The sequence below is a fragment of the Paraburkholderia sp. MM5384-R2 genome (assembly GCF_014201025.1).
GTDB classification, from domain to species: domain Bacteria; phylum Pseudomonadota; class Gammaproteobacteria; order Burkholderiales; family Burkholderiaceae; genus Paraburkholderia; species Paraburkholderia tuberum.
The window spans coordinates 17,299-40,966 of sequence record NZ_JACHDI010000041.1; the positions used below are offsets into that span (position 1 = coordinate 17,299).

Below are 23,668 nucleotides of genomic sequence, written 5' to 3' on the forward strand. Positions count from 1 at the left end.
CGTCTCTATCGAGACGCCTGTGCAGCAATCGCACAGCTCCTCGGCCGTGATCGGGCAGACGCTCATTTGCCACCGTCCAGTTGCAGCGCGAACACGCCGCGGTCGAGGTGATTGGGATCGTTGTCACAGGCGGCGATTTGCAACGGACCGAGACTGATGTAACCGAGCGCGACGCCGTCCACCCACGGCGCGTCGAGCCGGCTGAACGTGGTGAGCGTAGCGGAGACTACGCCGTCGACCGACTGCGCCGCGGCAATCAACGGACTGGCGTACACCGTTTCGCCGAACACGAAGTTGGCGGCGGCAAGGAGGCCAGGCTGACCGTTGCATTGATTGCCGGTAATGAACAATTTCATCAGCGCGGCAAACACGTCGCCGCGGAAATGGCCGGGCGCCACGCAGATCCGCAGCGTGATCTTCAGGCCGATGATCTGAGCCGCTCTCACGGTCAGGTCGATGCCCAGCATGCGCAACAAGTTGAGATAACGTGTGGTGTCGTGCAGAAGCCGCTTCGTCAATGCGCCCTCGGGTTCCACCGATACAAAGGCGCTGTACCAACTGCCTGTCCAGTGGAACGTGCCGCGCGCCTGGCGGATGCCAGGAAGGGCTGCCGTCATCACGCTGTAGTCGTCCTCGGTCACGCAGCGTTCCTGCGTCTGGAACGCGAATGGCGCGTACTGGCGAATGTGCTCCATGCCTTCCGGATCGGTGCCTCCGGCGGCGGCGAGCGGGTTGCGCACGCTGCGGATCTGATGCGGATTGCCAACCATGTGTGCAATCGTGTCGTGGCCCACATTGCCCACGCTGCCATTACCAATGCGGTAGCGGGCGGTGAGCTGCAAGCCAGGATCGGGCGCCGCGCCATACTGGCCGTCGCCGAAGAGCAGAAACACCGAGCCGTCTAACTCGATCTCCGGCGTGAAACTATCGCTGTCCGGACCGCTGCCGAGGATGTCTTCGGTGACTGTCCAGGTGCGATTGTCGTCGCTGTGAACGACAATCTGCGGCGTTGCGGTTGCAGGGCCAGCCGCGGTAAACGCAGTGGCAGGCGCGCTGGACGCATAGGCGTGCGCGAAGGTCAGGGGCGATTGCGCCAGTTCCGGATAGAAACGTGCGTGCGGGGGCAGCAACGACACAGCGGCCACTGCCTGAATGTCGCAATCGCAGCTGGCTTCGACCAGTGGCGCGGGCGGCAGAGCCGGCACCACGCCGAGGATCTCGTGATCGACCAGCGTGCCATGATCGGCCGGCACGATATTGCCAAACGCGACGCTCACGTCCTCCAGCTGTACGGGGCCATCGTCACCCTGGTAAGTAGACGACAAGCAGAGCGGGAACGGTAAGGCATCGTCGGCCGACCAGCTGACCTGGGTGATGTGCAGCGGCGGGGTGGGAAGCGGGTCGAACAGCAGTTCACCGGCGTCATTGGTCGTGCGCACGCCGGTCAGGCGCACCGCCCAGCGATGTGTGGGGTCGGCGTCATCGGGGCTGCCCGTCAGCGGGCCTACCTTTTCCTGGAAGATCAGCACGCTGCCCTCAGCGAGCGATTCGAGCGTGCCCACCAGGGTCGCCTGGGTCGCGCCGGCCGGCAGGCAGCAGTTGCTGTCGCCCCAGGTGTAGAAGTGCATTTCATTTTGTTCCATATATAGCCACACGTCGCACAGGCTGCTGAAGATCGGCTGCGTGCTATTCTTCAGGAGTGCGACGTGGTACAGGTCGAGCGGATCGACCACCGCTGCCTCGCCCGGGGTGCGCACATAGAACGCAGTGCCGCGCGGCACCAGCAGATCGTCTTTCGCCGTCTCTAGGTACACCCAGGCGCGCGCGTTGCAGCCTTCGCCGACGCTATAGTCGACCAGCCGCGCGTGACGACGCAGCGAGATGCGGCTTCTCGCAGTGCCAATATAGGCCTCAGTGCTCACGGCGTCTTGCTGGTAGCTGAGGTGATCGGCGGCGTAGGCCAGCGACTCGATGATCGCCACGCCCATGTCGGCGGCGTGTGTTTCCGTCCATCCCGGCGCCAGTACCGCGAGGCGGTCGCGCATCACCTGCACGAATCCGGTGTAGTCCTTGGCGAGGTAATTGATATCGGGCGAAGCGGCCGCGGGCGAGGGGCAGCACGGTTGCGGACGGCAATCGACAGGCGAGGGGCAGCCCGCCTTGAAGGAGAACGTCAGCGTCGAGAGTTGCGGATCGAGGCCCGCAGGCGGATCGGTGCCGCTTGGCTTGGCGACCAGAGAGAACGTATAGGGTGAGAAGTCACCGGTCCGGTCGAGGGTGATGACGACGAGCAGCGGATCATCGTCGGTGGCCGCATCGATTGAGACGACCTTCAATGGCGTGTCGCCGGTTACCTCGGCATTGCCGGCATCGAGATCGAGCGCACGCGCATCCTTGAGGAAGGTGACAGCCAACTGCTTGCCGCAGCCGGCGTGGTCGGTCAGCACTTCCAGGTAGTCGATGCCATTGAGCGTGGCGCTACGCAGGACGAGGTCGCGGCGATTTTTCTGTGAGCAGAAGTAGATCATGACCCGGCTCCCGTGTCGCTGCCGCCGTAGACGAACTGCTGGGTCTGTTGCTGCTGGGTCTGCAACACCACATAGACAACGGTGATCTGCAGGGTCGCGTCGCTCGCCACCACCGTCACCGATTGCATCCGGATCAGATCGGAGAGCCACATCTGCAGGCTCGCCTGAATCACATTTTGCTGCGCGGCGGCGAGCACGTCGCTGTTCGGCGCAAACACCAGTTGTGCGGTGCCGCTTCCGAAGGTCGGGCGGTTCACGCGCTCTCCCGGCGAGGTGAAGAGAATCTGCTCGATCATGTCGGTGATATGACTCAATGAATCGGTCTGAGCGGTGTGGCCCGTCGTGTCGAGGTTGTACGGAAAAGCCAGGTTCATTGCGTGCTCACATCGCGCTGACGCGCAACTGGGTCATCACCGGCAGCAGTGGCAGGCCGCTGGGCGCGCAGATCGATACCCCGCTTTGCACCAGCAACGGCTGGCCAAATGAGGTGACACGCGTGGTGCCGACCGCCCACGTCGCGCTCACGCATGGCGGCATCATCGCAGCGGCCGCCGGGCAGCCGGTCACGATCCACGGTGCGGACAACAGACTGGAAGGCATGCCCTCCAGCGTCACCGACGGATTCGGCACGCTCGGCATGGCCGGCGCTCCGTGTGCGCACATCACTACCGCGCCTTGCTGGATGAGCATGCCTGGCATCAGATCACCTCCAGCGCGCCTTCGTTGATGGTCACCGCGGGACCTGTCATCACGATGCTGGCGCCTTGTCCATTGCTGATCGTGATGCCCAGTTCGGTGATCGAGATCAGCGCACCGGCCGTCGTTTTCAGCAGGATGCCGCCGGTGGGTCCAGGGGCGTCACTGATCATCAGCGTGTTCTGCAAGGTGGTCTGCATGACCATCTGTTGCAGGCCGGGCGGGCCGGCCAGGGCCAGCGCCGGCACTTCGGACGCCGACCCCCAGAAGCACCCGACCCAGACCGGATAATCCGGATTGCCCTGCTCGAATTCGATCCAGACGCCCGAACCGATCGCCGGCGCGACAAACATGCCTGACTGGATGCCGCCGAACGGGAGGCACGGCATCGCCCACGTGGAGGGCAGTACGTTGGACACATCGGGCACCTGCACCATCAGCCGGGCCAACTGCAACGGATCGACGTTGTCGATAACCGTGCCGCGGAATTTGCCGTAATGCTTAATCATGATGGCCTCTCGACGGCTCAAGTTAGAACGGATAGGAAGGAACAACGGGCGTATTCGCGATCAGCGCGTTGCGCTTGAGCACGAAATTCTGCTTGTATTCGCCGGGTTTCAGGTGGTGCGTGGTGCTGTCCACGTAGTACATGCCGTCGAAGGCAATGCCCGCGCCGCGCATGCCGACAAGACTGCGCGCGCGCAGGATCTGACCATAGCGCAGCACGTCCAGCGAGCCTTCGCCGGTGACCACATCGGCGCTCTGCACCGCGCGCGCCATGCCTTGCATGATCGCCTGGCTGACCGGCAGCTTCGCCGTGTCGTTCATCTGCTCGACTTTCTGCGGTATCGGCACGGCCAGCCCCAAGGGCGGATTGAACGGCGTCACGGAGGGAATGGGAATCGGAAACACCAGTTTGGTGGTCTGATCCTGCGAGAACACGACCGGCGTCACTGCGTTCTGCGGCTCGTAGCGAAAGCTCAGGCTTTCGACGTTGGTCCACGTATCGAGATTGACGTTGAGGCACTGCTGCGGCATGCCTATGCGAATCTGCGGCCCCCAGTACGCCTGGCTCACACCGGGTAACGGACCGGGCATCATGTAAAAGACGTAGCCGCAGTCTTTCGCCATCTCCTGGATGTAGTTGAGGTCGGTGCTTTTCTGCGATGGTGTCTGCACGAGTGGCACCTCGACATCCGGAATCAGCACGGGCACCACGTCGGGCACCACGCCGAACGCGGCGTACTTTGCCAGAATGGTGAGTACCCGCACGTCCGGACTCATGCCCGGATAGGGCAGGCCGGAGAAATCGATCAGGTCCATCAGAGCGGAAAGATCCTGCCCGGTGACGACGAGCCTGGAAGAGCCCTTCATTGCGTCGGGCACTACCTCGTGATGCAGCACGATGCCGTCGACGACGACCTGCGGCAGTCCGCCAAAATTCGCCATCAGCACAACGCGCAGCAGGGGGATTGGCGAGGCAGCGGCGAGCAGGAAGAAAGTCTGCAGAATCGAGTCGTCGGCCAGCGTAAACGTCAACTGGAAGCCGCTGCGCCCCGTCGCCGATTCGCTTACCTCGGCCGACACCAGTGCATCGATCAACGGCTTGGGCACCGGCAACGCAACGCCGGGTCCAGCCATCAGCGTCAGGTAAAGCGGGCTAGCCATTGCGTGCTCCAGCGGGAATGCCGGACGAGAGCGGTATCAGGATGCTGCGACCGGTCTCCAGCGGCGCGGTGAGTTCGTCGGGGTCGGTGCTGTTGTTGGCATCGCAAATCATCCAGTACAACAGCGGATCGCCAAGGAACTTCGCCGCCAGATTGTCCAGCCGGTCGCCTTCCACCACCGCATAACTCTGCACGGACTGGTAGATGCCCGCTTGCGGCAGGATGCGGCGCGCGAGGTACATCACCTGGGTGCCGTCCTGCTGCGTATAGGTCAACGTAGCCGAACCGTAATAGCGGCTGGAGGTGAGCGTTGGCGCTCCGGTGCCCGCAGCGGAAGTAATCAGTGAAGCCAGTGCTTGGTTCATGTTCATGTCCCTACGCCATCTGCGCCATGGCTTCCTTGGTGGTCTGATAAACGAGGTACAGCGCGCCGGCCGGCGTCAGGAAGCCGACATCATTGACGCTCAGAACGCGCAGCCCGAGTGAGACCTTCGCGCGGATCGGATTGAGTTGCGGGTCAAAAGCCTGCTCGGTGATTTCCATGTCGGTGATGCGCACCGGTGTCACACGCCGGTTGCTCCATGCGAAGACGGTGAGCGCCGACTCCATGGGCAAGATCTCGATGGTGCCGATCAGCGAGAGCACCTCGTTGAGGATCAGCGTTCCGCTGGACGGATAGAGCAGCAGTTCCAGCATGGACAACTGCGGCTGGATGCCGAGCGCCACTGCCGTGGCGTCGCCATCCGCGAGCTGATCGGTGGCGTCGATTTCGATCTCGCATTTGATCGTTTCGATGGGCGGCCCTTTCAGACGCAGGATTTCGGTGCGGTCCGGTTCGTCGCCCACGCTCTGCGGCTTGAGCGAGCGCGTGATCGTGTCCGGGTTGTACTGCAGCATGATGGTGCCAAGCGGGACGCCCAGCGTGGGGTCGAGCGTGAGGAGGGCGCCCTTGCGCAAGAGCGGCGAGATATTAGCCATGGCCGCGCTCCGGTTTGCGCTCGGCAAGTGCACCGATCAAGGCCTGCGCGAGCAGTCGCGCGGCGTCTTCCGGCGTGCTGCCGGGGCGCATGCGTAACGGTTCCAACTGCGCGATGTGCCTTGACGAAAGAGAGGCATCCCCGGCCCCGTCTTCGGCAAGCCGCGAGAGCGTTGCTTCCAGCGCCTGCACGAAACGTTGCTGTTGAACCTGCGTATAGCCGTTCAGGCTCAGGCGCTGGATGTCGATACCGATACGCACGCCGCCCGGCGCGCTGCGCGAGCTTGGCGGCAAATCGGATCGGGGCGGCGCAGGCAGAGCCGCACCACGCGCATGCGAGGCGGTCATGACCATCCCCTTGTTTCCGCCAGAGTCAGCGGCTTCTCCATCTTTGCGTACTCGATTCGCGAGGCGGCGAGGATGTGCCGCGCACCGATCGGCGTGTCCTGGTCGGCGGCGAGGAATGCAGCATGGGTGGCAATGTTCCGGATCACGCCGCCCGATACGTTCAATTGCGACAGCTGCTCGAAATCGAGCTGATCGAGCGGCGCCATCGTGGGGAAGATGCCTTCCCAGATGCGTGCGCGCGACTGCGCGTCCGGAAACGGAAACTGGACGATGAATCGGATGCGCCGCACGAAGGCGGAATCCAGCGCGTGACGCATGTTGGTGGTGAGGATCGCCACGCCGCGATAACTGTCCATCCGCTGCAACAGATAACTGACTTCGAGGTTCGCGTAGCGGTCGTGACTGTCGCGCACCTCGCTGCGCTTGCCGAACAGGGCATCGCACTCGTCGAACAGCAGCACGGCGCCGCTCTCTTCAGCCGCGTCGAACACGCGCCGAAGGTTCTTTTCGGTTTCGCCGATGTACTTGCTAACCATTGAGGCCAGATCGATCTGATAGAGATCCAGGGCGAGTTCGCGCGCGAGGATTTCCGCGGCCATCGTCTTGCCGGTGCCACTGCTGCCGGAGAAGAGCGCACTGAGTCCGTGGCCCCGGCTGTATCGTCCATAGAATCCCCAGCGCTGGTTCACCACGGCGCGCTGGCGCATGTGAACGGCGATCTGCCGCAAGGTCTCGGTCTGCGCGTCGGGCAGGACCATATCGGACCAGGTCGCGCGCGTCTCGATGCGCCGTGCCAGATTGTCCAGCGAACGCCTGCCCTGCTGTCTGCAAACCCGCCACGCGATTGCGCCGATGTCATCGCCATCCTTCAATGGCGTCTCCAGAGCAATCGCGGCGGCGGACTGGATGGCGGATTCGTCGAAGGGAAAATAGTCGACAATGCGCTCGAGCATGCCGTTCAACTGCCTGGAAACGTCGCCCAACTGCCCGATCCATGCCATCTTGCGTTCTTCAGCCGACAACCCGGGCACATCCAGACGCATGCCCGGCAACTGCTCGGCGGCCGAGCCCGGCGACGCGTCGATAGCAACAGGCGCGTGCACGAGGTTCAGCCACCCCGAAAGCGGTTGCAGGTTGTCGTCGTCCGCGCAGCGGATGAAGAGTGCGGCATTCTGCAGGGCCGATTCGCGGGTCCACAATCGTGCAAGCGTCTTGCGTTCTTCGGGCGTAACGGGCAAGTCCGCGGCCTGCAACTGATGCGGCGTCAGCCGTGCACGGCTGCACAGTTCGGCGAACGCCATTTCACGCGATGCAGCGCGATCTCCGCAAATCAGCACCGGCTTGCTACGCTCGGCGCCGCTGAGCCAGTGCCGCAGCGCTTCGTCCAGCGCTGTATTCCAGGCCACGTTGTGATTGCGCAGTCCCGGATGCATCGACGCCGGCATGGGCTGTATCAACGCTTCGAGCCGCTCGTCCACTGCCGGCACGCCCAGCATATAGAGCAGGATGCGTTCATCGATCTGCAGGGGCGCATGCAACAAAGGCGCGCTGCTGGCGGACGTGCGCAGGATGTCGACCAGGCTCCAGTAACGCAACGGGTGCAAGCGGCTGATGGCGCTCCAGTGCGCATCGCCGAGTGTTGCCAGGGCGAGCCCGAACGTGGGCCAGGTGGCTTGCGGATTGCGATGAACGGCTGCGCAGGCGGACAGGAAGCGTGCCTCGACGCTCGCCCCGAGGCACAGCACCAGCACATCGCACTCAAATGCGCTGAGGCTGAAAGTTGTTTGCAGCCGTTGCACTACGTCGTCCGTCGTTGCGCTTGCGCCGGGAAGGCGCGACGACGCATTCGTGCCGGGCGGCTCCGAGCCGGCTGCAGCAAGTAGTCTTCCATAAACGCGGTCAAGCGCATTGGACAGCGATTCGGGTGCCGCCATCAGGGGTGAGAGGGGTGAGGCGGTGTTCATGGCGTCACCTGCAATTGCGGCAGCAGCTCGCCATAGGTGGGACTGCCGCTGGAGGAGTCCAGCGTCAGCTTGCTTTGTGCGCCATCGATTTCCACCCGCAACGGGTACGTGCCGGCCGCGACGCTGGCGGGAACCGAAAACGCCAGCGTGTTCGAATCTGCCGGGCCGCTGACTGGGCGCTGGTCGATGGGAATCGCAGTATCGCCGATAAACAGCGTGGCCTGCTGCATGCTCCCCACGGCGGGCGAGAGGGTCAGCGTGACCGGACCGCCCTGCGCCGCCGGGCTCGGTGTGACGTTGGTGATCGTCGGGATCAACTGGAACGGCATCGGGCTCGAACTGAAACCCCCATGGGGCGTGGGCGACGTCGTATAGGTAACGGTTCGCTGCACGCGCAGTGAGCGCGTGCCGGACTGCAGGCTCGCCGGTAGTACCACGCGAAGCACCTTGCCTTGCACGGTGGCGGGGGCAATGCCCGGCGCACCGTCGAAGGAGACCAGTGTGCTGTTGGGCGTGTCGCCGAGAAAGTTGCTGCCCTGCACGGTGAGCGTGGCGCCGGCTGCAATGGGATTGGGCGCCACGTTGTCAATCGATGGCGACTGTAGCGGCAGCACCATCACCGAGCGCTTGCGCACGGGCAGGTTCGATGCATAGGTCTCAGTGTCCTGAATCACCACCACCGACACCTGGTAGGATGTGGTCGGCCGATAGCTGGTCTGGAACGCGGTCCAGAGCCGGTAGATCTCTTCCGTTGTCAGCGTTTCAGGCGTGATGCGGATATGCTCGATCTGGTTGGCCAGCATGCTGCCGCTGATCAACGTTCCTTCCGTGGTCACGGGACTGAGCAGTTCATTGAAGGCATCGGCGATGGTCTTGCGCGGCACCACCGGTGTGTCGTGCATGATTTTCATCGCCCATGCCAGCAGGATCTCCGGATCGAACTGGTTATTGCCATAGGCGGTGATCAGATAGTGCAGGTTGAGCGCCAACGGCGGATTGCTGATCTGCGCACCCTGAGCGTTGCGCGACGGAAGCCCCTCGTTGCGCAGCGCGGCATTGAGACTCGCGTAGTACATGAAGATATTGAGTTGCGGCTGTTCTTCCGCCCCGACCGGCACCCGGTCGGGCGCGTACGCGGTGATGCCTGGTCCGGTGCCGAGCAGGGCGCCCGGGCCACCGCTCGGCAGGGCGCTGGTAAGGAGATGACGCAGGACGGCGCTGACGCCACCGACGGCCAGGTAGCTGCTCATCGTTCGTCGTTCCCGCGTCGCCGGAGGAACGCGTCGAGGCTGACGCCTGGACGGAACGCAGGCTGCCGTGCCGCGGCGGGCGCGCTGCGCACTTCGACATGACCGATGGAAAGGGTAATTGTCTGCGTGCTGCTATCCCGCGCCGCTAGTGCATCGCTCGTAACAGGCGGAGGGTGTGCTGCATCCGTCGTCGGCGTTAAACGGGATGGCTTGCAGGGTCGCATGGCGGCTATGTGTATCGATCCATCCGGAGCGTCTTCCGCACGTGCGGCGACCCTGTCATGCTCGATGACAGGGCTCACCGGTAACGGTTCAGTGGGCGTGTGAGGGATGGAATCGTGAAGCCGCAGGGAGGCGCTTTCAGACGCCTCCCGCACCGCGGCAGAGGGAGACACCTCCCTCTGCGCGGGAGCGGGCAGGTTCGTGCTCACAGCCCCGGCGCTTGCGTGCCGGGCTTCGAGCGTGACAACAGGGGCGCCGGCAGGCGCAATGGCCACTGTGCAAGCCGGCTCAGGACCTTGCACGGCCTCGCGTGGCGGCATCGTGCTGGTGGGCGCCGCTTCGAACGTTGCCGGCCGGACACGAGGCGGCTCGATCGCTCCCTCATGAATTTCGTGCGGATGCGCTGCGCCACCCGCGCCATGCGCCATGGCATAGCGCGGTGACAGCAGAGGTTCGATCCGCAAGGCGGCGGCCCCGGGGCCACCCCGTGCGCGGCCAACCAGTCGTTGCAGCAGAGTGTTCATGCGTCGAGCAACTCCAGATAGGCGTCACGGCGCGGCTGGCTCATTGCCGCGATGGCGGACTCGCTCCAGCCGTAATGCAGCGCCAGCGTGTGGATATCCGTCAATAGACGTTGTGCGGCGTGGCGTGCTTCGGTCCATACAAAGTGCGCCACGTCCAGGTCCCACGTTTCCTCATGCGCACATTGCGGGCAACAAAGCGCGCAGCGCAACTCGCTGCCCGCATGCAACTGCTCAAAATGCTCACGTACCGACGGCAAGCACGCGGGTTCGATGGCGGCATCACAACCGCGTTCGAAACCCAGGCAGCGGGACAGCAGCAGCGTTTCGGCCGGTTCATCACCGGACGCGTGCATCAATGCAAGCAGGTCCGTGGTGTTCGCCTGGCGCAGGTTCAGGGAAAGGCCGCCTTCGAGCCATGCAACCGATGCCGGCGTCGCCATGTCGTCGAGGCTCTCCAGCGCCGCATCCACGTGGAGGCTGAATTCCATCGCCGCACTGCATCGTGTGCAAGCGGCGTAGCCGCCGAGCACGGGCCCGAAACTGATCCGGCGCAGTTGCAATAGAAGGCGATTGCGCTCGGCAATGGACAGATGCAGCAACTGAGGGCGACCGCACTCCGGCAGCGCTGCGGCGAGCAAAGCGATCGCACGCAGCACGGCGGGCTCGCTTCGGCCCTGCTCCCAGGCTTCAAGCAGCCGTTCGCCGGAGAGGGCGCGCATGGACGTTTGAGCTGTCGCGGACATGGTTGGCCTGGCGATCGGCGGACGCTCAGGCTGCGTTAGAATTGAAGCTCGGTTGGGTCGGTTCGGTCACCGACGTATCGCGCTCCCAACCCTCGTTTTCCAGCTTGATATGCTGAATCGCGACAGCGTTTGCGTTGGCATCGAGATCGGGCAGCGCCTGATATTCGGAGACCCATGCGCGATAAATCTTGTAGCTGATCGCCAACTGCCCGGCTTCGTTGTAGAAGTCGAGGATCACGTCCTTGCGGAAATCGGCGAGCGACACTTCACTGCCGAGCGTGGCCCCCACTTGCCAGACCTTGGCGGCCCACATTTCAAAGTCAAGGTCGTGCGTGACACCGCGTTCCAGCGTGATTGCCTCGAACTCGCTACGCCCAGGCGACTTGCGGCTGGTGCTCGGGTCGCCGCCTTCGCGATGCTTGACCACTTCGGTGGTGCGTTTGAGCGCCGAGACCTTGCTGATGCCCGCGACATAGTGGCCGTCCCACTTCAGCCTGAATTTGAAGTTCTTGTATGGATCGAAACGCTGAGGATTGACGGTAAATTCGGGCATGGCTTATCTCCGCCGGAGAAGGTAAGGGTCGCGCGAGTGCAGACGTTCACGAGGATTGTGCGGTTATCTGCTCGATCTGGATCACCACGAACTCCGCCGGCTTGAGTGGTGCGAAACCGACCAAGATGTTGACGATGCCGGTGTCGATGTCGTTCTGCGTGGTGGTCTCGCTGTCGCACTTGACGAAATACGCCTGCGTCGGGGTGCTTCCCTGGAAAGCGCCCTTGAGAAACAGGTTTTGCATGAACGAACCAACGTTCAGCCGTATGGACGCCCACAGCGGCTCGTCGTTGGGTTCGAACACCACCCATTGCGTACCGCGGTAAAGGCTTTCCTCGATGAACAACGCGGTACGCCGCACCGGCACGTACTTCCACTGGTTCGTCATCGCGTCCGCTCCAACCAGCGTACGCGCACCCCAAAGCACCGAGCCGTACACGGGGAAGTTGCGGAAACAGTTCAGGCCGAGCGGATTGAGCACGCCGTTCTCGGCATCGCTCAGCTTGTAGACCATCGTTTGTACGCCGTTGAGCGTAGCCGCAGTGCCCGCCGGTGCTTTCCATACGCCACGGCTGCCGTCGGTGGTCGCATACACGCCCGCCACCACGCCGCAGGGTGCGAAGGTGCGCAACTGGTAGTTGTTCAAGGGGTCGGACAGACGCAGCCGCGGGAAGAATGCGGCGCCATTGGGATCGACCACTGCCAGCTGTTCGCTTTTCCAGTCCACGGCGCCGGCCACGGTGGTCACATTTGGCGGCGAGTCGATCAGCAGGAAGGCCCGGCGCAGATCACACAGCGCAATGGCAGCGCTGTAGATCGCATTCGAATTGACGTTGGGGTCCGGCGCTGCCGGGTCGCTGGCGTTGGCGCGCGTCGCATCCGGTATGCACAAAAGGTTGAACAGGTCGACCTTTTGCAGCGCATAGAGGCCGGTGAACGTAGCCTGGTCGCCGATGATGTCGGCGGCGGCGGGCAGCCCTGTGCCGTCGGAGCCTTTGCCGGACGACGTCTGCTGCCCCCAGACGTTGTTACCGGTTCCCAACGCATAGTGCGCAACGTTGGCAGCGGCTCCGAGCCCCAGTGTGGCTGTAAGCGCGTTCAGGTTCGAGGTGGCAGACGGATCGCCGATGCTGATCACCGCGTCCGGGTTACCCGGCAACAGCGCATTGATGCGCAGGGCCTGCGTCGCGGACGTGCCCGGCAACTGGGTCACGCTGACCTGCACCGTGGCGCCAGGCATCTGCACCGCGAGCACTGCATTGATGGCCTGCTGCAGTTGCGCGGCGAGACCGCTCAAGGTTGCCGGCAGCTGGCTGTTCTTCGCGATCACCTTTACCGTAACCGGCAGCCCGGCCGGCACGACAGGGGGCTGCGTGGTGGTCAATACCAGACCGAAATCTTTTGTCACTGCCAGGTTGGCGACGACGATGGTCGAGCCGGCAATATTGGCGCCGGTATAGTTTTGTGTGAGCGTCAGGCTGGTATCCGACCCAATAGCGAGAATCCGGTAGGGCGTAGCCGTCGCGTCCGAACCGAAGGTGATCCACTGCCCGAACTTCAGTTCACTCGTGAACTGGGTCCCTGTTCCCGTGACGTCCGCGCTGTTCGCATTGAGCGTGGCCGTGCCCGTGGCCGTGGTGGTGCCACCGATCGTGGCGGCGACGGAGTAGGGTGTGATGGCGGTTCCAACCAGGCCGGTCTGTGCGATGCTGGCGAGACCGGTAATGGCCGTCAGCTGCGCGGCCGTTGGCGTGTCCATCTTGATCAGTTGCGATCCGTTGTCGGGATCGTCGACTACCGTTTGAACCCAGTTGCTCTTGGTGTTGTCGTAGGTGACCGAGGGGAAATATTCCGAGGTCCCGCCGGCGAGGTCGGTCACCGTCAGATTGAACATCTTCGGATCGGCAGAAGCGCTGCCTCCCGGCGTCAGCCCGATGTAGTCGATGTCGATCAGCAGGTTGCCGTTCGCCGCGGCGCTGCTGCTCAGCGCTTCCAAGCTGAAGTCCTGGAAGGCGACGTTGGCGGCCGACGCACCCATCGATGTGGCCGGCGTCCGGACGACGTAAGCTTGCGCTCCGCCGTTCTGGAAGAACTGCTGCACCGCATAGCTGAGCTCGCAATTCGAAGCCAGGCCGCCGTATAGGCGTTCAAAGTCGCCGAAGCTGAAAATTGCCTGCGCGCGATTGTCGATACCGCTCTTGGTGTAGCCAACGAATGCCGCGATGGAAGTCGGCACCCCGGTGATCGGATGGGACGAACTCTGCAATTCCTGTACGTACACGCCGGGGTAGGTATAGGACATCACCATAGGGGTCACCTTGCTGACGTTGAGGAAGAAACATCGGAGCGCCACGGGCGCGGATGGCCTGTTGCGGCGGCAGTGGTGAAGAACGAATTGGGCATGAACCTGGCGGTTTCACCTAACGGTCCCGCTGCGGATTGGCCGGATTGGCGATCAGCCTGTCGAACTGCGCGTTGGTGCTGGCATCGGGTGAGGTGCGCCGGTAATGCACGAGGCCGTCGAGACCGCGCACCGATTCGATCAGGCCAGCCGCCTGAAGCGAAGCGAGCAACTGTTCGACCAGATCGACGGATGCGGGTGTGAGACCAAGCCACCATTGCGTGATGCCCTCCTTGGTATCTCCTGCGAACGGGTTGTCGCGAAGATGACGAGCAAGTCGCCGTACCAGGTCGAGCACCCATTCTTCTCCATCACCTGTAGGACGCCCGGCTTCGTTCATGCGGGAAGAAAACGCAAGGACGGTGCCAGGCGGGCGCTCGCTGCTCACTCCGTGTTTCACCAGAATTCGCGCTGCTGATTCATACGTAGTGGATATTTTTGTCCTACCGGCGAGAGCGATCGGCGACGACCAAACCGCATGGTCACGTGGATGTGGCAGCCCCGGACAAAAATGTCCTGGCGACTCGTCGATTTGTCCTGCGGCATGACGATCAATCGGGCAAACCAGGTCTGGGCACTGGATACGAGCTATCCTCCCGATGGCACGCGGCTTCGTGTATCTGACCGCCGTGGTGGACTGGGCCAGCCGAAAGGTACTGGCCCACCGCGTGGCGAGAGAGTGAACCAAACCGTGGGAGGCCATTTCCGTCGACTTGACCACCGTCATGGCGTGAATTCGTCGTACTCGATCGGATAAGGCGCTTGGAATCTGCGAAGTTCCGACGAAAAGAGCTCAGCGAGCCCGCCCGGCATGCTGGCCGTTTCAGCTACGCTGGCGATGTTGCCAACCGATCGGAGTTGCTATGCGACTGATCATCGAGGCCCACCTAGAGGGTGGGGAAGCGCGTGCGACTGATGCGACGATTGTTGATGTGGTGGAACGAAAAGACCCCAGCCTCGCCGACCTGGGACTCACACTTGCCGAAGGTCGTGCGTTGCTTGCCGAGGTTCACTCGTTTCTTGTGCCGGAGCAGACTGCCGGGTGGATGGAGAGCCAAATGGCTCGCCATCGTTGTGGCTCGATTCTGGCGCACAAGGACGCCTGATCGATCGTGCGGCAAGGTCGACGTGCCGAGTCCGAGGCTGTGGGCGTGCAGCTGTGCGGCAAAGCAAGGGCAGCCGCGCCGCTCTTTCAGCCCGCTGTGCGAGGCCGTTCACCACCGTGTGACGCCGGAATTGGAGTACTTGCAGGCCAGGTGGGCCGCCCATCTACCCTACCGTCAGGCCACTGAGCTGCTTCGAGAGGTCCTTCCGCTGGACCAAGGGATTTCCTTCGGTAGTACTTGCCGTCGGCAGCGCACTGGACGCGCAGATCAAGCGCGATATCGCGTCTGGACCAAAAGCGGTCAGCGGAGAGCAGGTTCGCGAATCGAGCACCGTCGGCTGCGTGAGCGTCGACTCGGCGTGGCTGAGCTTCAGCAGCAGCCCCAAGAGCCGCAAGGCGGCGCGCGACCTTGCGGAGCTGAAATCGCCTTGGGCGCAGAAGGCGATGGACGGACGAGGGAGCGCACTGTCTGGCACAGGTCAGAGTTGCTGTTCTCAACGAAGAATTTTCGGTTGAGAAACTCGCCGTGTTGACCAAGACTTCCGCAGCTGCAAACTCGCCGAGTGCGCGCCGAGCGGCGTAAATAGACGTCCCACGGTTTGGTTCACTCTCTCGCCGTCTTGAAGACGCACGGCGAATACGCGGGTTATGTCGTGACGCCGGCCGGAAAGCGGGCGCGCGGCACGTTTATCGTCTATCACGGTAACGGCGAGTCGGCACAGACCTAGCTGCCACTCGCTGATGTCTTCGTGCGCAATGGATATCGCGTCGTCATCGTCGAGTATCCGGGACACGGCAACCGTTCGGGCGCACGCACGATGAAGGCGGCGGTGGCGGCTTCGCGCGAAGCCCTGGAGGGAACGCTCGCTCAGTGGGGCGGGCCGGTCTTTCTGGTCGGCGAATCGTTGGGCGCCGGCATGGCGTCGCAAGTGGCGAAAGGCAACGAGGCGGCGATAGCGGGCGTCGCGCTTATCACGCCGTGGGACTCGCTCGCCGATGTCGCCGCGGAGAAATACCGGCTTTTTCCGGTGCGCTGGCTGCTGCACGATCCCTTCGATTCGGTCGCCGCGCTGTCGCGCTACGACGGGTCGGTCGTCATCGTCGGTGCGCAGCAGGACACGTTGATTCCCGTCGCGCATGCACGCCGGTTCGCGAGCGAACACGAGCACGCCCGGATTCTCCAATTACCGACGGCCGATCATGACGACTGGTTCGAGGCCATGAGTCAGGACGACTAGAAGCAGATCCTTGCGTGGCTTCGCGCCGGGTGAAGTGGCGCCGGCGTGGCCGAGGACAGCGAGGGACCACTACAGATTGTGCCGACTGCCTCATTGATTTGACATAAAAGAAAAGATCAAAATTTTAATTCGGAATCCTATGTTTAGTGAAATCTTGCGCTCGTCTCTAGCAGAGCTCTGCCCAACGGGGTGGCCTCCGACGGTTGGGAGACTCCAATTGCGGGACGTAACCGAATGGTGACATCGCGCCTGCTCGGCATTAATGCGGTCGCTTACGAGATTCGAACCGGCCTACGTCTGCGCACTTAGCTCCGCCAGAATATCCCGTGCGCGCTCGGACAGATGGCTACCAAAGACTCAGAGTTAAGAGTAGTTCGACGAAGCCGCGACGGACGTCGTCGCTACGACGAGAACGGTAAGCGCGCGTTGATCGAGGCCGCGTTGCAGCCGGGCATGTCGGTTGCACGCCTGGCGCAGGAGCATGGAATCAACGCCAACTTGCTGCGCAAGTGGATTACGAAGTATCTGATGGAGCGGGAAAGCGCTGAGTCGTCCGGGGCGCAGGACAGCCACGCTGTTGAATCCGAAGCGCCGCGCACGATCGGAATGGTTGACGTCATGGCCATCGACACCCCCGGCACAGCCATGCGCAATGTGCCGCCCGAATCTGCGCCGTCGGCGTTCGTGCCGGTTGTTGCGGCACCGCCGGTACCGTTGTCTGTCCCTGCTGCACCATCGTCCTCAAGTTCGTCGATGGCGGTCGCATTACACGTGCGGCTGTCTAACGGCGTCGAGTTCGACCTCGGCGAAGCGAGCATCGACGAACTGACGGCCGTGGTCCAGATGCTGGGGAGGATGCCGTGTTCCGGTTCGACGAAGGGCTGAAGGTTTATCTGCATCGCGAACCCGTCGACTTCCGGATGGGGATCAACAGCCTGTCGATTCTCGTCGAACAGGCGATGCGTCTGAACCCGATGAATCCGGCGCTGTACGTGTTCGGCAACCGGCGTCGTGACCGGATAAAAATCCTGGGCTGGCAGCACAACGGGTTCTGGCTTTTTTTAAAACGACTCGAGGCTGACCATTTCATCTGGCCGGACGGGACGGCAGTCGTCACGCTCACCGTCGAGCAGTTGCACTGGCTTCTCGAAGGCGTTGACCTCAATGCGGTACGCAAACATCCGAAGCGACATTATGCTCAAGTAGGCTGAACATCGGAGCGGCATATCAATCTAAGCAGTATGCCGCTCACGGTCGCCACCACTGCCGAAGAACTGACAGCGTTACTCGCTGCACGCGAGGCATTGAACGAACTTCAGCAGGCTCACGATACGCTGCGCGTTGAGTTGCGTCTGATGAAGGCCGAGCGCGACCTTGCCGAGGAACGGCTACGGGCCTATCGTCGCGAACTGTTCGGTGCGAAGAGCGAAGCACGCGCCTCGGATCAGCCAGGTCTGTTCAATGAAGCCGAGGCCCTCGGCGCGAACACCACACCCGCGCAGGAAGATATCCCGGAAATGAAGGTCACCGCGCACGCGCGCAAGAAGCGTGGCCACCGCAAGCCGCTTGATCCCAATTTGCCGCGCGAGGTCCGCCGTCACGAACTTCCCGAAGCAGAACGTTTCTGCGCTCATGACGGCAATCCTCTTGTTGAGATCGGTGTCGAGACCAGCGAGCAGCTCGACGTGATTCCGGAACAGGTTCGCGTGATCCAGCACCAGCGCGTCAAGTACGCGTGCCCTTGCTGCGATCTCGGCATCAAGGTGACGCCAGCGCCGCCGCGGATCATTCCGCGCGGGCTGTTCACCGAATCGGCGCTTGCGTGGATAGCGGCCGGCAAATACCAATTCGGCATGCCGATCTACCGACAGTCGGGCCTGCTGCGCCGCTTCGGCGGCGACATCTCGTCCAACACGGTCGCCGCTGGCATGGTCCGGGTTGGCCTGGCTGCACAGCCCGTGATCAACCTGATGCGCGACTCGCTACTCGAGGCCGGGCTGATCTACTGCGACGAGACAACGTTCCAGGTCCTGAAGGAGAAAGGCCGTCTCCCGCAGACGAAGAGTTACCTGTGGGCGCAGATGACCGGCTCGGGTCCCCCGATACGATGCTTCACCTATACGCCTGGACGTGGCGGCAAGTTGGCCGACAAGCTGTTCGCCGGCATTCGCGAAGGCACGGTCCTGATGACCGACGGTTACGAACCCTACAACGCCATCGCGCAGCGCTACCAGCTCGTCCACCTTGGGTGCATGGTCCACGCGAGACGGTACTTCGTCAAAGCGGAGGACAACGTACCCAAAGCGGCACGCACGCCGGACCTACTCGCCACGCGCTTCATCAGGTTAATCGGGAAGTTGTTCGCGGCTGAGGCGCGCAGCGAAACTTGGACCGCCGGGCGACGGCACCGCTTGCGACAGCGGTACAGCGCACGGGTGCTCGATGTGATCCAGAAGCTGATGCTCGAAAAGCTGTCCGGTGTTCTACCCAATAGTCTGCTTGGGAAGGCGTTGAACTACCTGCACGGGCAATGGCCGAAGCTCACTCGCTACGTCGAAAATGGCAGCTGGCCGATATCGAATAACCCCTGCGAAAATTCGATTCGCCCATTCTGCCTGGGCCGCCGTTCATGGCTCTTCGCAGACACCGTTGATGGTGCCCACGCAAGTGCGAATCTCTATACCCTGGTCGAAACGGCAAAGGCGAACCAGATCGACCCGTATCGATACCTGACCTGGCTCTTCACGAAGCTGCCGCTAGCAAAAACCGTCGACGACTATGACGCGCTTCTTCCCTGAAAGATGCCCGTCGAACTCCGTTGATTAGCGTCGCTAACAAAATATCATGCTTCTGGTCCCTCACTCTGAGGGGCGTCCTTGATGGACCGCATACACTGGAAATACTTGTACCGTGCCGTCGACAAGGCGGGCAACACTGTCGATTTCCTGCTGCGCGCCCATCGCGATAAGGCTGCAGCTCGCCGCTACTTCGAGAAGGCGATTGAGCAGAACGGCGAGCCCGAGACAATTACCGTGGACAGGAGCGGCGCCAACCTGGCTGCGCTTGAAGCGCTCAATGCCGTGCGTTTAACGCCGATCAAGGTCCGGCAAAACAAATACCTCAACAACGTCGTCGAGCAGGATCACCATGCCATTAAACGCATCATCTAACCGATGATGGGGTTCAAGGAATTCCGCTGTGCGCGCATCATCCTGTCTGGCATAGAGATCGCGCACATGATCCGCAAGGGGCAGATGTGTGACGACGGCGTCGCCTCGACTGCAGCCGAGCAATTCTATTCTTTGGCAGCGTGAGTAGTCCCATATCAGCTTTTTCTCAAGCTGCGATTGTTATCGCGACAGAACCCTCTGATTCATACCTGGGCGTGGAGCACCCCTCCGATCTGACAACTCCTCTATACCATACAGATATTTCTTTTCAACCTATTCATTCTGATAGGACTATCTCGAAAATAAATCGGTTCAAATTACCCATCTTTTACTCTTCGCGTTTCAAGCCGCATGCATTTCGGATGCTATATCGAGCACAGATATCTCAAATATGAAACGATTTTGGCATTTGTAAAAACACCGTACTACTACCTAATAACGTCTCCGTTAGCACTGAACTCACAAATGTCACTGGTCATCGAAAAAAATGTCGGGTGTATCCGAGTAATAACACTGAACCATCAAAACAGGAGCAATCCTTTTAGCGAAGATCTCGAGAACAGTATAAAGCGCGCTCTTGCCAACGCTGATACTGACGCCGCTGTAAAAGCGATTGTGGTGACCGGTGGCCCCAACCGATCATTTAGCGCCGGCGGTGACTTCAATGAAGTCCGGGAGTTGCGCGGTGGGGAAGATGTCGACAAATGGATCGATCGCGTTACCGATCTATATTTGAGTGTACTCCGCGTTCACAAACCCACTGTCGCAGCGATTGATGGTTACGCGATCGGAATGGGATTCCAGTTTTCGATGATGTTCGACTGGCGGGTGGCAGCCTCAACCGCGGAGTTCCGCATGCCAGAATTAAAGCACGGGATTGGGTGTTCTGTTGGAGTCGCTATTCTCCAGCATGCGATTGGGTTCACGACCATGCAGGAAATTGTATTTGCGTGCGACAGTATCCCTGCAGAAAAGGCCGCCCGCTACGGAATTATCAATGAGCTTGTCGATGCTGACTGCCTGCTTGAGCAAGCGATTTCTCGAGCAAACGCTTTAGCGGAATATCCTGAAATTCCCTATCGAGCCACAAAGCATACGATCGTAAGTAGCATGGAGGAGGTTCTGATGCGCTCAGCGCAGTCCTCCAAAGAGGTTCACAGAGCCGCTTTCTCATCGCGCAGTCCCCATGCGCATTTCGACCGGATTCTCCGCAACAGCCACCATCACGGGCACGTATTGACACCATCGATCGATACATAAATATCTTCCTCGAGATCCCGCGATCGCATCTACCCGCAGCTTAGGAGCGAAAGCACGACTTCTCATTGTTTATTCATCAGTCGGAGTATTACATGAGTGAAATTCTTCCCCTCTATGAGGCCGAGTCGTTATTGCCTACCGGATTCGGCACGGAATTTAACAAGCATGCGTTTCTGAGCACTGACCCGGAGATTATCAAGGATATCCTTAAGCAAAAGGGTTTTGCTCTCGTGCGAGGATTAGATCTGGAAAAGCGAGATTTTCTGAAAGTCTACTCGAAATTCGGGAACATCGTCGCGTACGTCAATGAACGAGAGAAGGTGGGGTACGGTTACAAGGACACACTCGAACTCGACGGGGACAAAAAGAAGATCGTAACAGGCCGTGGACAGCTTCCGTTTCACGCGGACGGCGGCTTATTGTTAAGCCAAGTAGATATTGTTTTTCTTTACGGCGCGCGGATCAACAATATCAAGTTCCGCGGCGCTACCCTGATGACCGACCATGTTCTGGCATGTAAGGAGATGCCTCGCCATCTTCTCGAAATCCTCGAGAATGAGGCTTTCGAGGTCCGCGTTACCGAGCGTGGCTACTACGCCGATGTCTCTCCCGACGGCTGGTTTAGGGTCCCGGTATTCACTGATCTCGGATGGGTCAAAAAGATGCTGATCTATTTTCCGTTCGATGAAGGTCAGCCGGCGAGCTGGGAGTCCCGCATTGTTGGCTTCACTAGCAGCGAGACAAAAAAATTCTTCAACGAACTTTCGCGCTTCTTCAAGAACTCTCGTTACACCTATACCCATTACTGGAAGAAGGGCGACCTGCTGATCTCGGACAATCGTCGCAGCATTCACGAGCGGGAAGAGTTCGATGGCGCCGCTGCGGAACGTACTCTCTGGCGCGGACAGACTACAGAAGTTGCCATGTCCGGTCCAGTACGGGACATCGCTATAGGCTAGTAGCCTACCGCACAGCGAGTTTGTGAGCTTTTTTGCATGTGAGCACGCAAGCTGTCATTTCGCGAGATACGGCAACGGGCGTGAAATTCCAATGCGATACTCCGGCACTTTGATTACTCCATAGAGTACCGGATTCAACGAGTCACTTCATGATCGATATATTAAAACCGGATGAAATTGGGTCCGCAAGCAAATATCCGGCTTCCGTTGCACAGATCACACTCGGCGGACATTCACGGGAGAACTATCTAGATGCGAGTGCCAGACGGCAAACTCTCTTCGATATCAGCACCGTTCAAGCAGATCCTGCTATATCAGCCGTCGTCTTGTCTGGACCACCGGAAGGCGCGTTTTGCTCCGGAGGCGATCGGAATGAAGTTCGAAGCGTGCAAAGCGCCAATGATGTTGACGGGTGGCTCGACAGTATCGTCGAGCTCTATCTTGCGGTATTGCAATGCAAAAAGCCCGTCATCGCAGCGATCTCCGGGCACGCCTGCGGACAAGGATTGCAGCTTGCACTTCTCTGCGATATCCGTATCGCTTCCTATGGGGCAAAATTTTCAGAGCCCGGGCTGGTCGACGGGGTGGGATGCGCGATCGGGGCCACGATCCTACGCGAAGTGACATCCGGAAGCGTCACGAGAGAACTCGTATATGGCTGCCGGGAAATCGGCGCCTTGACCGCGCTCGAGCACAATCTGATTAACCACGTCGTTAAGCAAGGCGAACTGCTGGATTCGGCACTTCATTGGGCCGATCGACTTTCTTCGTATGATCATATTGTGTTCGAATATACCAAGAGAATTGCGTCGAGGAGAATGAAGGACGAACTCCAGCGGTGCCTACCTATAGCGCGGGAAATGCACAAACAGCTGAGGTTACGTGAGGGGAGTGGACGAGAAGTCGTTCCGCACTGACCATAAATAGCGGCCCCCATCAAATATATTAGTAGCCGATATCCGTGTCTCCCAAAAATTTCTACCGTAGCTTGAGAACATCTGCCGGAATGTTGGTCTGCGTCGTGATCACTACCCTTCTTGGAGTACCGATCGGAGCGATGCCGTCGCCGGAAATCGTTAATTCATCACACTCGGCTTATTATGCGGAGGTCAATGGAAATAGGTCGTTATCTCTTACGATCGAGCCAACGCAGCTAGGCTTGGATATGAATCCGGAAAATTCCGTACGATCGGAGACGAACGCTTACAAACCTGCGCGGTACTATTTCACGGGTGTCACGGTCCCGTGCACCATTCTGTCGCATCTCAACGAAGGCTATCGTTACGATCGCCGCTGGGATATCCCGATCGTCTCTACTGCAGGCGATTGGGTGATTGCCGAATATTTCAGGGCAAACTCACACATCCCCACAGTGCGATTCAGACTTCTTGGAAACAATGTACAGCGCTAGGAGCAACTCGATGCTTCAGGACGAACCAAAAGGATCGTGCTCGTTGGCTGCTCTCCCCGCAACTCGACTGAAGATGACGTACAGTCGGACAATTCATCGATGCTTGGCGACCATCCAGCATGGATTCGTGTGCTGAAGGTGTCCGCCGACGGACAGAAAACGCTGGTGGCAATTGCGTGGAAAGCTAAGGGTTCTAAGGTTTCTGCGATAACGGACGACGAACCGAAATACAGCGACCTTTACTATGGACTGCCAGACGGAACAAGGCGATGGCATTCAATAGACAAGTTTGCCAATTCGCAAGACATCGATCTTCATGCTGAAGGTCTGTCCGGGAAATTTATGCGATAACGAACGGTCGTAATGGCTTGCTAAATTGCGTGATACCAACCGGAACCACAAATGCGAAAGAACACAGGGTACTGTACGAAATATTTATGTCCTGTCACACGCAGTTTGGCTGTTGCGCTTTTCGCGGTCTGTTTATCCACAGAAAACGCGTGCCCGAAGAACAAATCAATGATAGCGGCATCCTGCCAATCACCTTCATATGTCATGAAGAAGGATGGTGCTTTCGTATACCAAAAAGTGCCGATGGGTGATCCGACAAATCCCGAGTACGTTTTAGTTTGGTATCTGGGAAAACAGGCAGA

The 23,668-nt window shown here is 60.5% G+C and carries 23 protein-coding genes and 2 pseudogenes; 11 read left to right on the forward strand and 14 right to left on the reverse strand.

Features of this window, described 5'->3' with window-relative positions:
- Positions 1–62 precede the first annotated feature (62 nt).
- The 14 genes from HDG37_RS35635 to HDG37_RS35700 form a co-directional block, all read right to left on the reverse strand.
- Positions 63–2,528, reverse strand: a complete 2,466-nt coding sequence (locus HDG37_RS35635; protein WP_184055861.1) for a baseplate J/gp47 family protein — start codon at positions 2,526–2,528, stop codon at positions 63–65.
- A complete protein-coding gene (locus tag HDG37_RS35640; RefSeq protein ID WP_184055863.1) occupies positions 2,525–2,902 on the reverse strand; it encodes a GPW/gp25 family protein in 378 nt (125 codons plus the stop codon). The genes HDG37_RS35635 and HDG37_RS35640 overlap by 4 nt, the downstream gene beginning before the upstream one ends.
- A 7-nt stretch (positions 2,903–2,909) precedes the next feature.
- Positions 2,910–3,227, reverse strand: a complete 318-nt coding sequence (locus HDG37_RS35645) for a hypothetical protein (RefSeq protein ID WP_184055865.1) — start codon at positions 3,225–3,227, stop codon at positions 2,910–2,912.
- Entirely contained in the window at positions 3,227–3,778 is a 552-nt protein-coding gene (locus tag HDG37_RS35650; protein WP_260335223.1) for a phage baseplate assembly protein V, read from the reverse strand. Before HDG37_RS35650 ends, HDG37_RS35645 begins: the two co-directional genes overlap by 1 nt.
- Positions 3,756–4,892, reverse strand: coding sequence for a hypothetical protein (locus HDG37_RS35655; protein WP_184055867.1), 1,137 nt, complete (start codon positions 4,890–4,892; stop codon positions 3,756–3,758). Before HDG37_RS35655 ends, HDG37_RS35650 begins: the two co-directional genes overlap by 23 nt.
- Positions 4,885–5,256 carry a LysM domain-containing protein gene (locus HDG37_RS35660; protein ID WP_184055869.1) on the reverse strand — a complete coding sequence of 124 codons (372 nt, stop codon included), beginning with the start codon at positions 5,254–5,256 and terminating at the stop codon, positions 4,885–4,887. Before HDG37_RS35660 ends, HDG37_RS35655 begins: the two co-directional genes overlap by 8 nt.
- Positions 5,257–5,266: 10 nt before the next feature.
- Entirely contained in the window at positions 5,267–5,896 is a 630-nt protein-coding gene (locus HDG37_RS35665) for a hypothetical protein (protein WP_260335224.1), read from the reverse strand.
- Positions 5,862–6,215, reverse strand: a complete 354-nt coding sequence (locus HDG37_RS35670) for a hypothetical protein (RefSeq protein WP_184055871.1) — start codon at positions 6,213–6,215, stop codon at positions 5,862–5,864. The genes HDG37_RS35665 and HDG37_RS35670 overlap by 35 nt, the downstream gene beginning before the upstream one ends.
- Positions 6,212–8,179 (reverse strand): ATP-binding protein, encoded by a 1,968-nt coding sequence (locus HDG37_RS35675; RefSeq protein WP_184055873.1) that lies wholly within the window; start codon positions 8,177–8,179, stop codon positions 6,212–6,214. Before HDG37_RS35675 ends, HDG37_RS35670 begins: the two co-directional genes overlap by 4 nt.
- Positions 8,176–9,429 carry a DUF4255 domain-containing protein gene (locus HDG37_RS35680; protein WP_184055875.1) on the reverse strand — a complete coding sequence of 418 codons (1,254 nt, stop codon included), beginning with the start codon at positions 9,427–9,429 and terminating at the stop codon, positions 8,176–8,178. The genes HDG37_RS35675 and HDG37_RS35680 overlap by 4 nt, the downstream gene beginning before the upstream one ends.
- A 742-nt stretch (positions 9,430–10,171) precedes the next feature.
- Complete coding sequence (locus tag HDG37_RS35685; protein WP_184055877.1) at positions 10,172–10,894, reverse strand: hypothetical protein; 723 nt, start codon at positions 10,892–10,894, stop codon at positions 10,172–10,174.
- 49 nt (positions 10,895–10,943) lie between these two features.
- Positions 10,944–11,471 carry a phage tail protein gene (locus tag HDG37_RS35690; protein WP_184055879.1) on the reverse strand — a complete coding sequence of 176 codons (528 nt, stop codon included), beginning with the start codon at positions 11,469–11,471 and terminating at the stop codon, positions 10,944–10,946.
- Positions 11,472–11,517: 46 nt separating this feature from the next.
- Positions 11,518–13,779 (reverse strand): phage tail sheath C-terminal domain-containing protein, encoded by a 2,262-nt coding sequence (locus HDG37_RS39835; protein WP_260335225.1) that lies wholly within the window; start codon positions 13,777–13,779, stop codon positions 11,518–11,520.
- A 112-nt stretch (positions 13,780–13,891) separates the two neighbouring features.
- Positions 13,892–14,170 (reverse strand): hypothetical protein, encoded by a 279-nt coding sequence (locus HDG37_RS35700; protein ID WP_184055881.1) that lies wholly within the window; start codon positions 14,168–14,170, stop codon positions 13,892–13,894.
- 246 nt (positions 14,171–14,416) lie between these two features.
- Between HDG37_RS35700 and HDG37_RS39840 the strand changes: the two are divergent.
- From HDG37_RS39840 to HDG37_RS35750, 11 genes and pseudogenes are all read left to right on the forward strand, one after another.
- Positions 14,417–14,546 (forward strand): annotated as a pseudogene (locus tag HDG37_RS39840) (IS3 family transposase); the annotation flags it as partial.
- Between the two features lie 189 nt (positions 14,547–14,735).
- Entirely contained in the window at positions 14,736–14,978 is a 243-nt protein-coding gene (locus HDG37_RS35705) for a hypothetical protein (protein WP_184055883.1), read from the forward strand.
- A gap of 727 nt (positions 14,979–15,705) precedes the next feature.
- Positions 15,706–16,215, forward strand: a complete 510-nt coding sequence (locus tag HDG37_RS35710) for an alpha/beta hydrolase (RefSeq protein WP_260335227.1) — start codon at positions 15,706–15,708, stop codon at positions 16,213–16,215.
- A 342-nt stretch (positions 16,216–16,557) separates the two neighbouring features.
- A complete protein-coding gene (locus HDG37_RS35715) occupies positions 16,558–17,100 on the forward strand; it encodes a transposase (RefSeq protein ID WP_184055885.1) in 543 nt (180 codons plus the stop codon).
- Entirely contained in the window at positions 17,076–17,426 is a 351-nt protein-coding gene (gene tnpB, locus HDG37_RS35720; protein WP_184055887.1) for an IS66 family insertion sequence element accessory protein TnpB, read from the forward strand. The genes HDG37_RS35715 and tnpB overlap by 25 nt, the downstream gene beginning before the upstream one ends.
- Positions 17,427–17,456: 30 nt before the next feature.
- Complete coding sequence (gene tnpC / locus HDG37_RS35725; protein ID WP_184055889.1) at positions 17,457–19,013, forward strand: IS66 family transposase; 1,557 nt, start codon at positions 17,457–17,459, stop codon at positions 19,011–19,013.
- A gap of 96 nt (positions 19,014–19,109) precedes the next feature.
- Positions 19,110–19,529 (forward strand): annotated as a pseudogene (locus tag HDG37_RS35730) (IS6 family transposase); the annotation flags it as partial.
- Between the two features lie 321 nt (positions 19,530–19,850).
- Positions 19,851–20,645: an enoyl-CoA hydratase/isomerase family protein gene (locus HDG37_RS35735; protein ID WP_221312261.1), complete on the forward strand. Its 795-nt coding sequence runs from the start codon at positions 19,851–19,853 to the stop codon at positions 20,643–20,645.
- A 92-nt stretch (positions 20,646–20,737) separates the two neighbouring features.
- Positions 20,738–21,604 carry a TauD/TfdA family dioxygenase gene (locus HDG37_RS35740; RefSeq protein ID WP_184055891.1) on the forward strand — a complete coding sequence of 289 codons (867 nt, stop codon included), beginning with the start codon at positions 20,738–20,740 and terminating at the stop codon, positions 21,602–21,604.
- 149 nt (positions 21,605–21,753) lie between these two features.
- Complete coding sequence (locus tag HDG37_RS35745) at positions 21,754–22,521, forward strand: enoyl-CoA hydratase/isomerase family protein (protein ID WP_184055893.1); 768 nt, start codon at positions 21,754–21,756, stop codon at positions 22,519–22,521.
- Positions 22,522–23,114: 593 nt separating this feature from the next.
- Positions 23,115–23,366: a hypothetical protein gene (locus HDG37_RS35750; protein WP_184055895.1), complete on the forward strand. Its 252-nt coding sequence runs from the start codon at positions 23,115–23,117 to the stop codon at positions 23,364–23,366.
- The last annotated feature ends 302 nt before the right edge of the window (positions 23,367–23,668 follow it).

Excerpts from the sequence above, each read along its gene's own strand:
- HDG37_RS35635 (WP_184055861.1), bottom strand. The coding sequence starts at position 2,528 with ATGATCTACTTCTGCTCACAGAAAAATCGCCGCGACCTCGTCCTGCGT.
- HDG37_RS35640 (WP_184055863.1), bottom strand. The coding sequence starts at position 2,902 with ATGAACCTGGCTTTTCCGTACAACCTCGACACGACGGGCCACACCGCT.
- HDG37_RS35645 (WP_184055865.1), bottom strand. The coding sequence starts at position 3,227 with ATGCCAGGCATGCTCATCCAGCAAGGCGCGGTAGTGATGTGCGCACAC.
- HDG37_RS35655 (WP_184055867.1), bottom strand. The coding sequence starts at position 4,892 with ATGGCTAGCCCGCTTTACCTGACGCTGATGGCTGGACCCGGCGTTGCG.
- HDG37_RS35660 (WP_184055869.1), bottom strand. The coding sequence starts at position 5,256 with ATGAACCAAGCACTGGCTTCACTGATTACTTCCGCTGCGGGCACCGGA.
- HDG37_RS35670 (WP_184055871.1), bottom strand. The coding sequence starts at position 6,215 with ATGACCGCCTCGCATGCGCGTGGTGCGGCTCTGCCTGCGCCGCCCCGA.
- HDG37_RS35675 (WP_184055873.1), bottom strand. The coding sequence starts at position 8,179 with ATGAACACCGCCTCACCCCTCTCACCCCTGATGGCGGCACCCGAATCG.
- HDG37_RS35680 (WP_184055875.1), bottom strand. The coding sequence starts at position 9,429 with ATGAGCAGCTACCTGGCCGTCGGTGGCGTCAGCGCCGTCCTGCGTCAT.
- HDG37_RS35685 (WP_184055877.1), bottom strand. The coding sequence starts at position 10,894 with ATGCGCGCCCTCTCCGGCGAACGGCTGCTTGAAGCCTGGGAGCAGGGC.
- HDG37_RS35690 (WP_184055879.1), bottom strand. The coding sequence starts at position 11,471 with ATGCCCGAATTTACCGTCAATCCTCAGCGTTTCGATCCATACAAGAAC.
- HDG37_RS39835 (WP_260335225.1), bottom strand. The coding sequence starts at position 13,779 with ATGGTGATGTCCTATACCTACCCCGGCGTGTACGTACAGGAATTGCAG.
- HDG37_RS35705 (WP_184055883.1), top strand. The coding sequence starts at position 14,736 with ATGCGACTGATCATCGAGGCCCACCTAGAGGGTGGGGAAGCGCGTGCG.
- HDG37_RS35715 (WP_184055885.1), top strand. The coding sequence starts at position 16,558 with ATGGCTACCAAAGACTCAGAGTTAAGAGTAGTTCGACGAAGCCGCGAC.
- tnpC (WP_184055889.1), top strand. The coding sequence starts at position 17,457 with ATGCCGCTCACGGTCGCCACCACTGCCGAAGAACTGACAGCGTTACTC.
- HDG37_RS35735 (WP_221312261.1), top strand. The coding sequence starts at position 19,851 with ATGTCACTGGTCATCGAAAAAAATGTCGGGTGTATCCGAGTAATAACA.
- HDG37_RS35740 (WP_184055891.1), top strand. The coding sequence starts at position 20,738 with ATGAGTGAAATTCTTCCCCTCTATGAGGCCGAGTCGTTATTGCCTACC.
- HDG37_RS35745 (WP_184055893.1), top strand. The coding sequence starts at position 21,754 with ATGATCGATATATTAAAACCGGATGAAATTGGGTCCGCAAGCAAATAT.
- HDG37_RS35750 (WP_184055895.1), top strand. The coding sequence starts at position 23,115 with ATGCTTGGCGACCATCCAGCATGGATTCGTGTGCTGAAGGTGTCCGCC.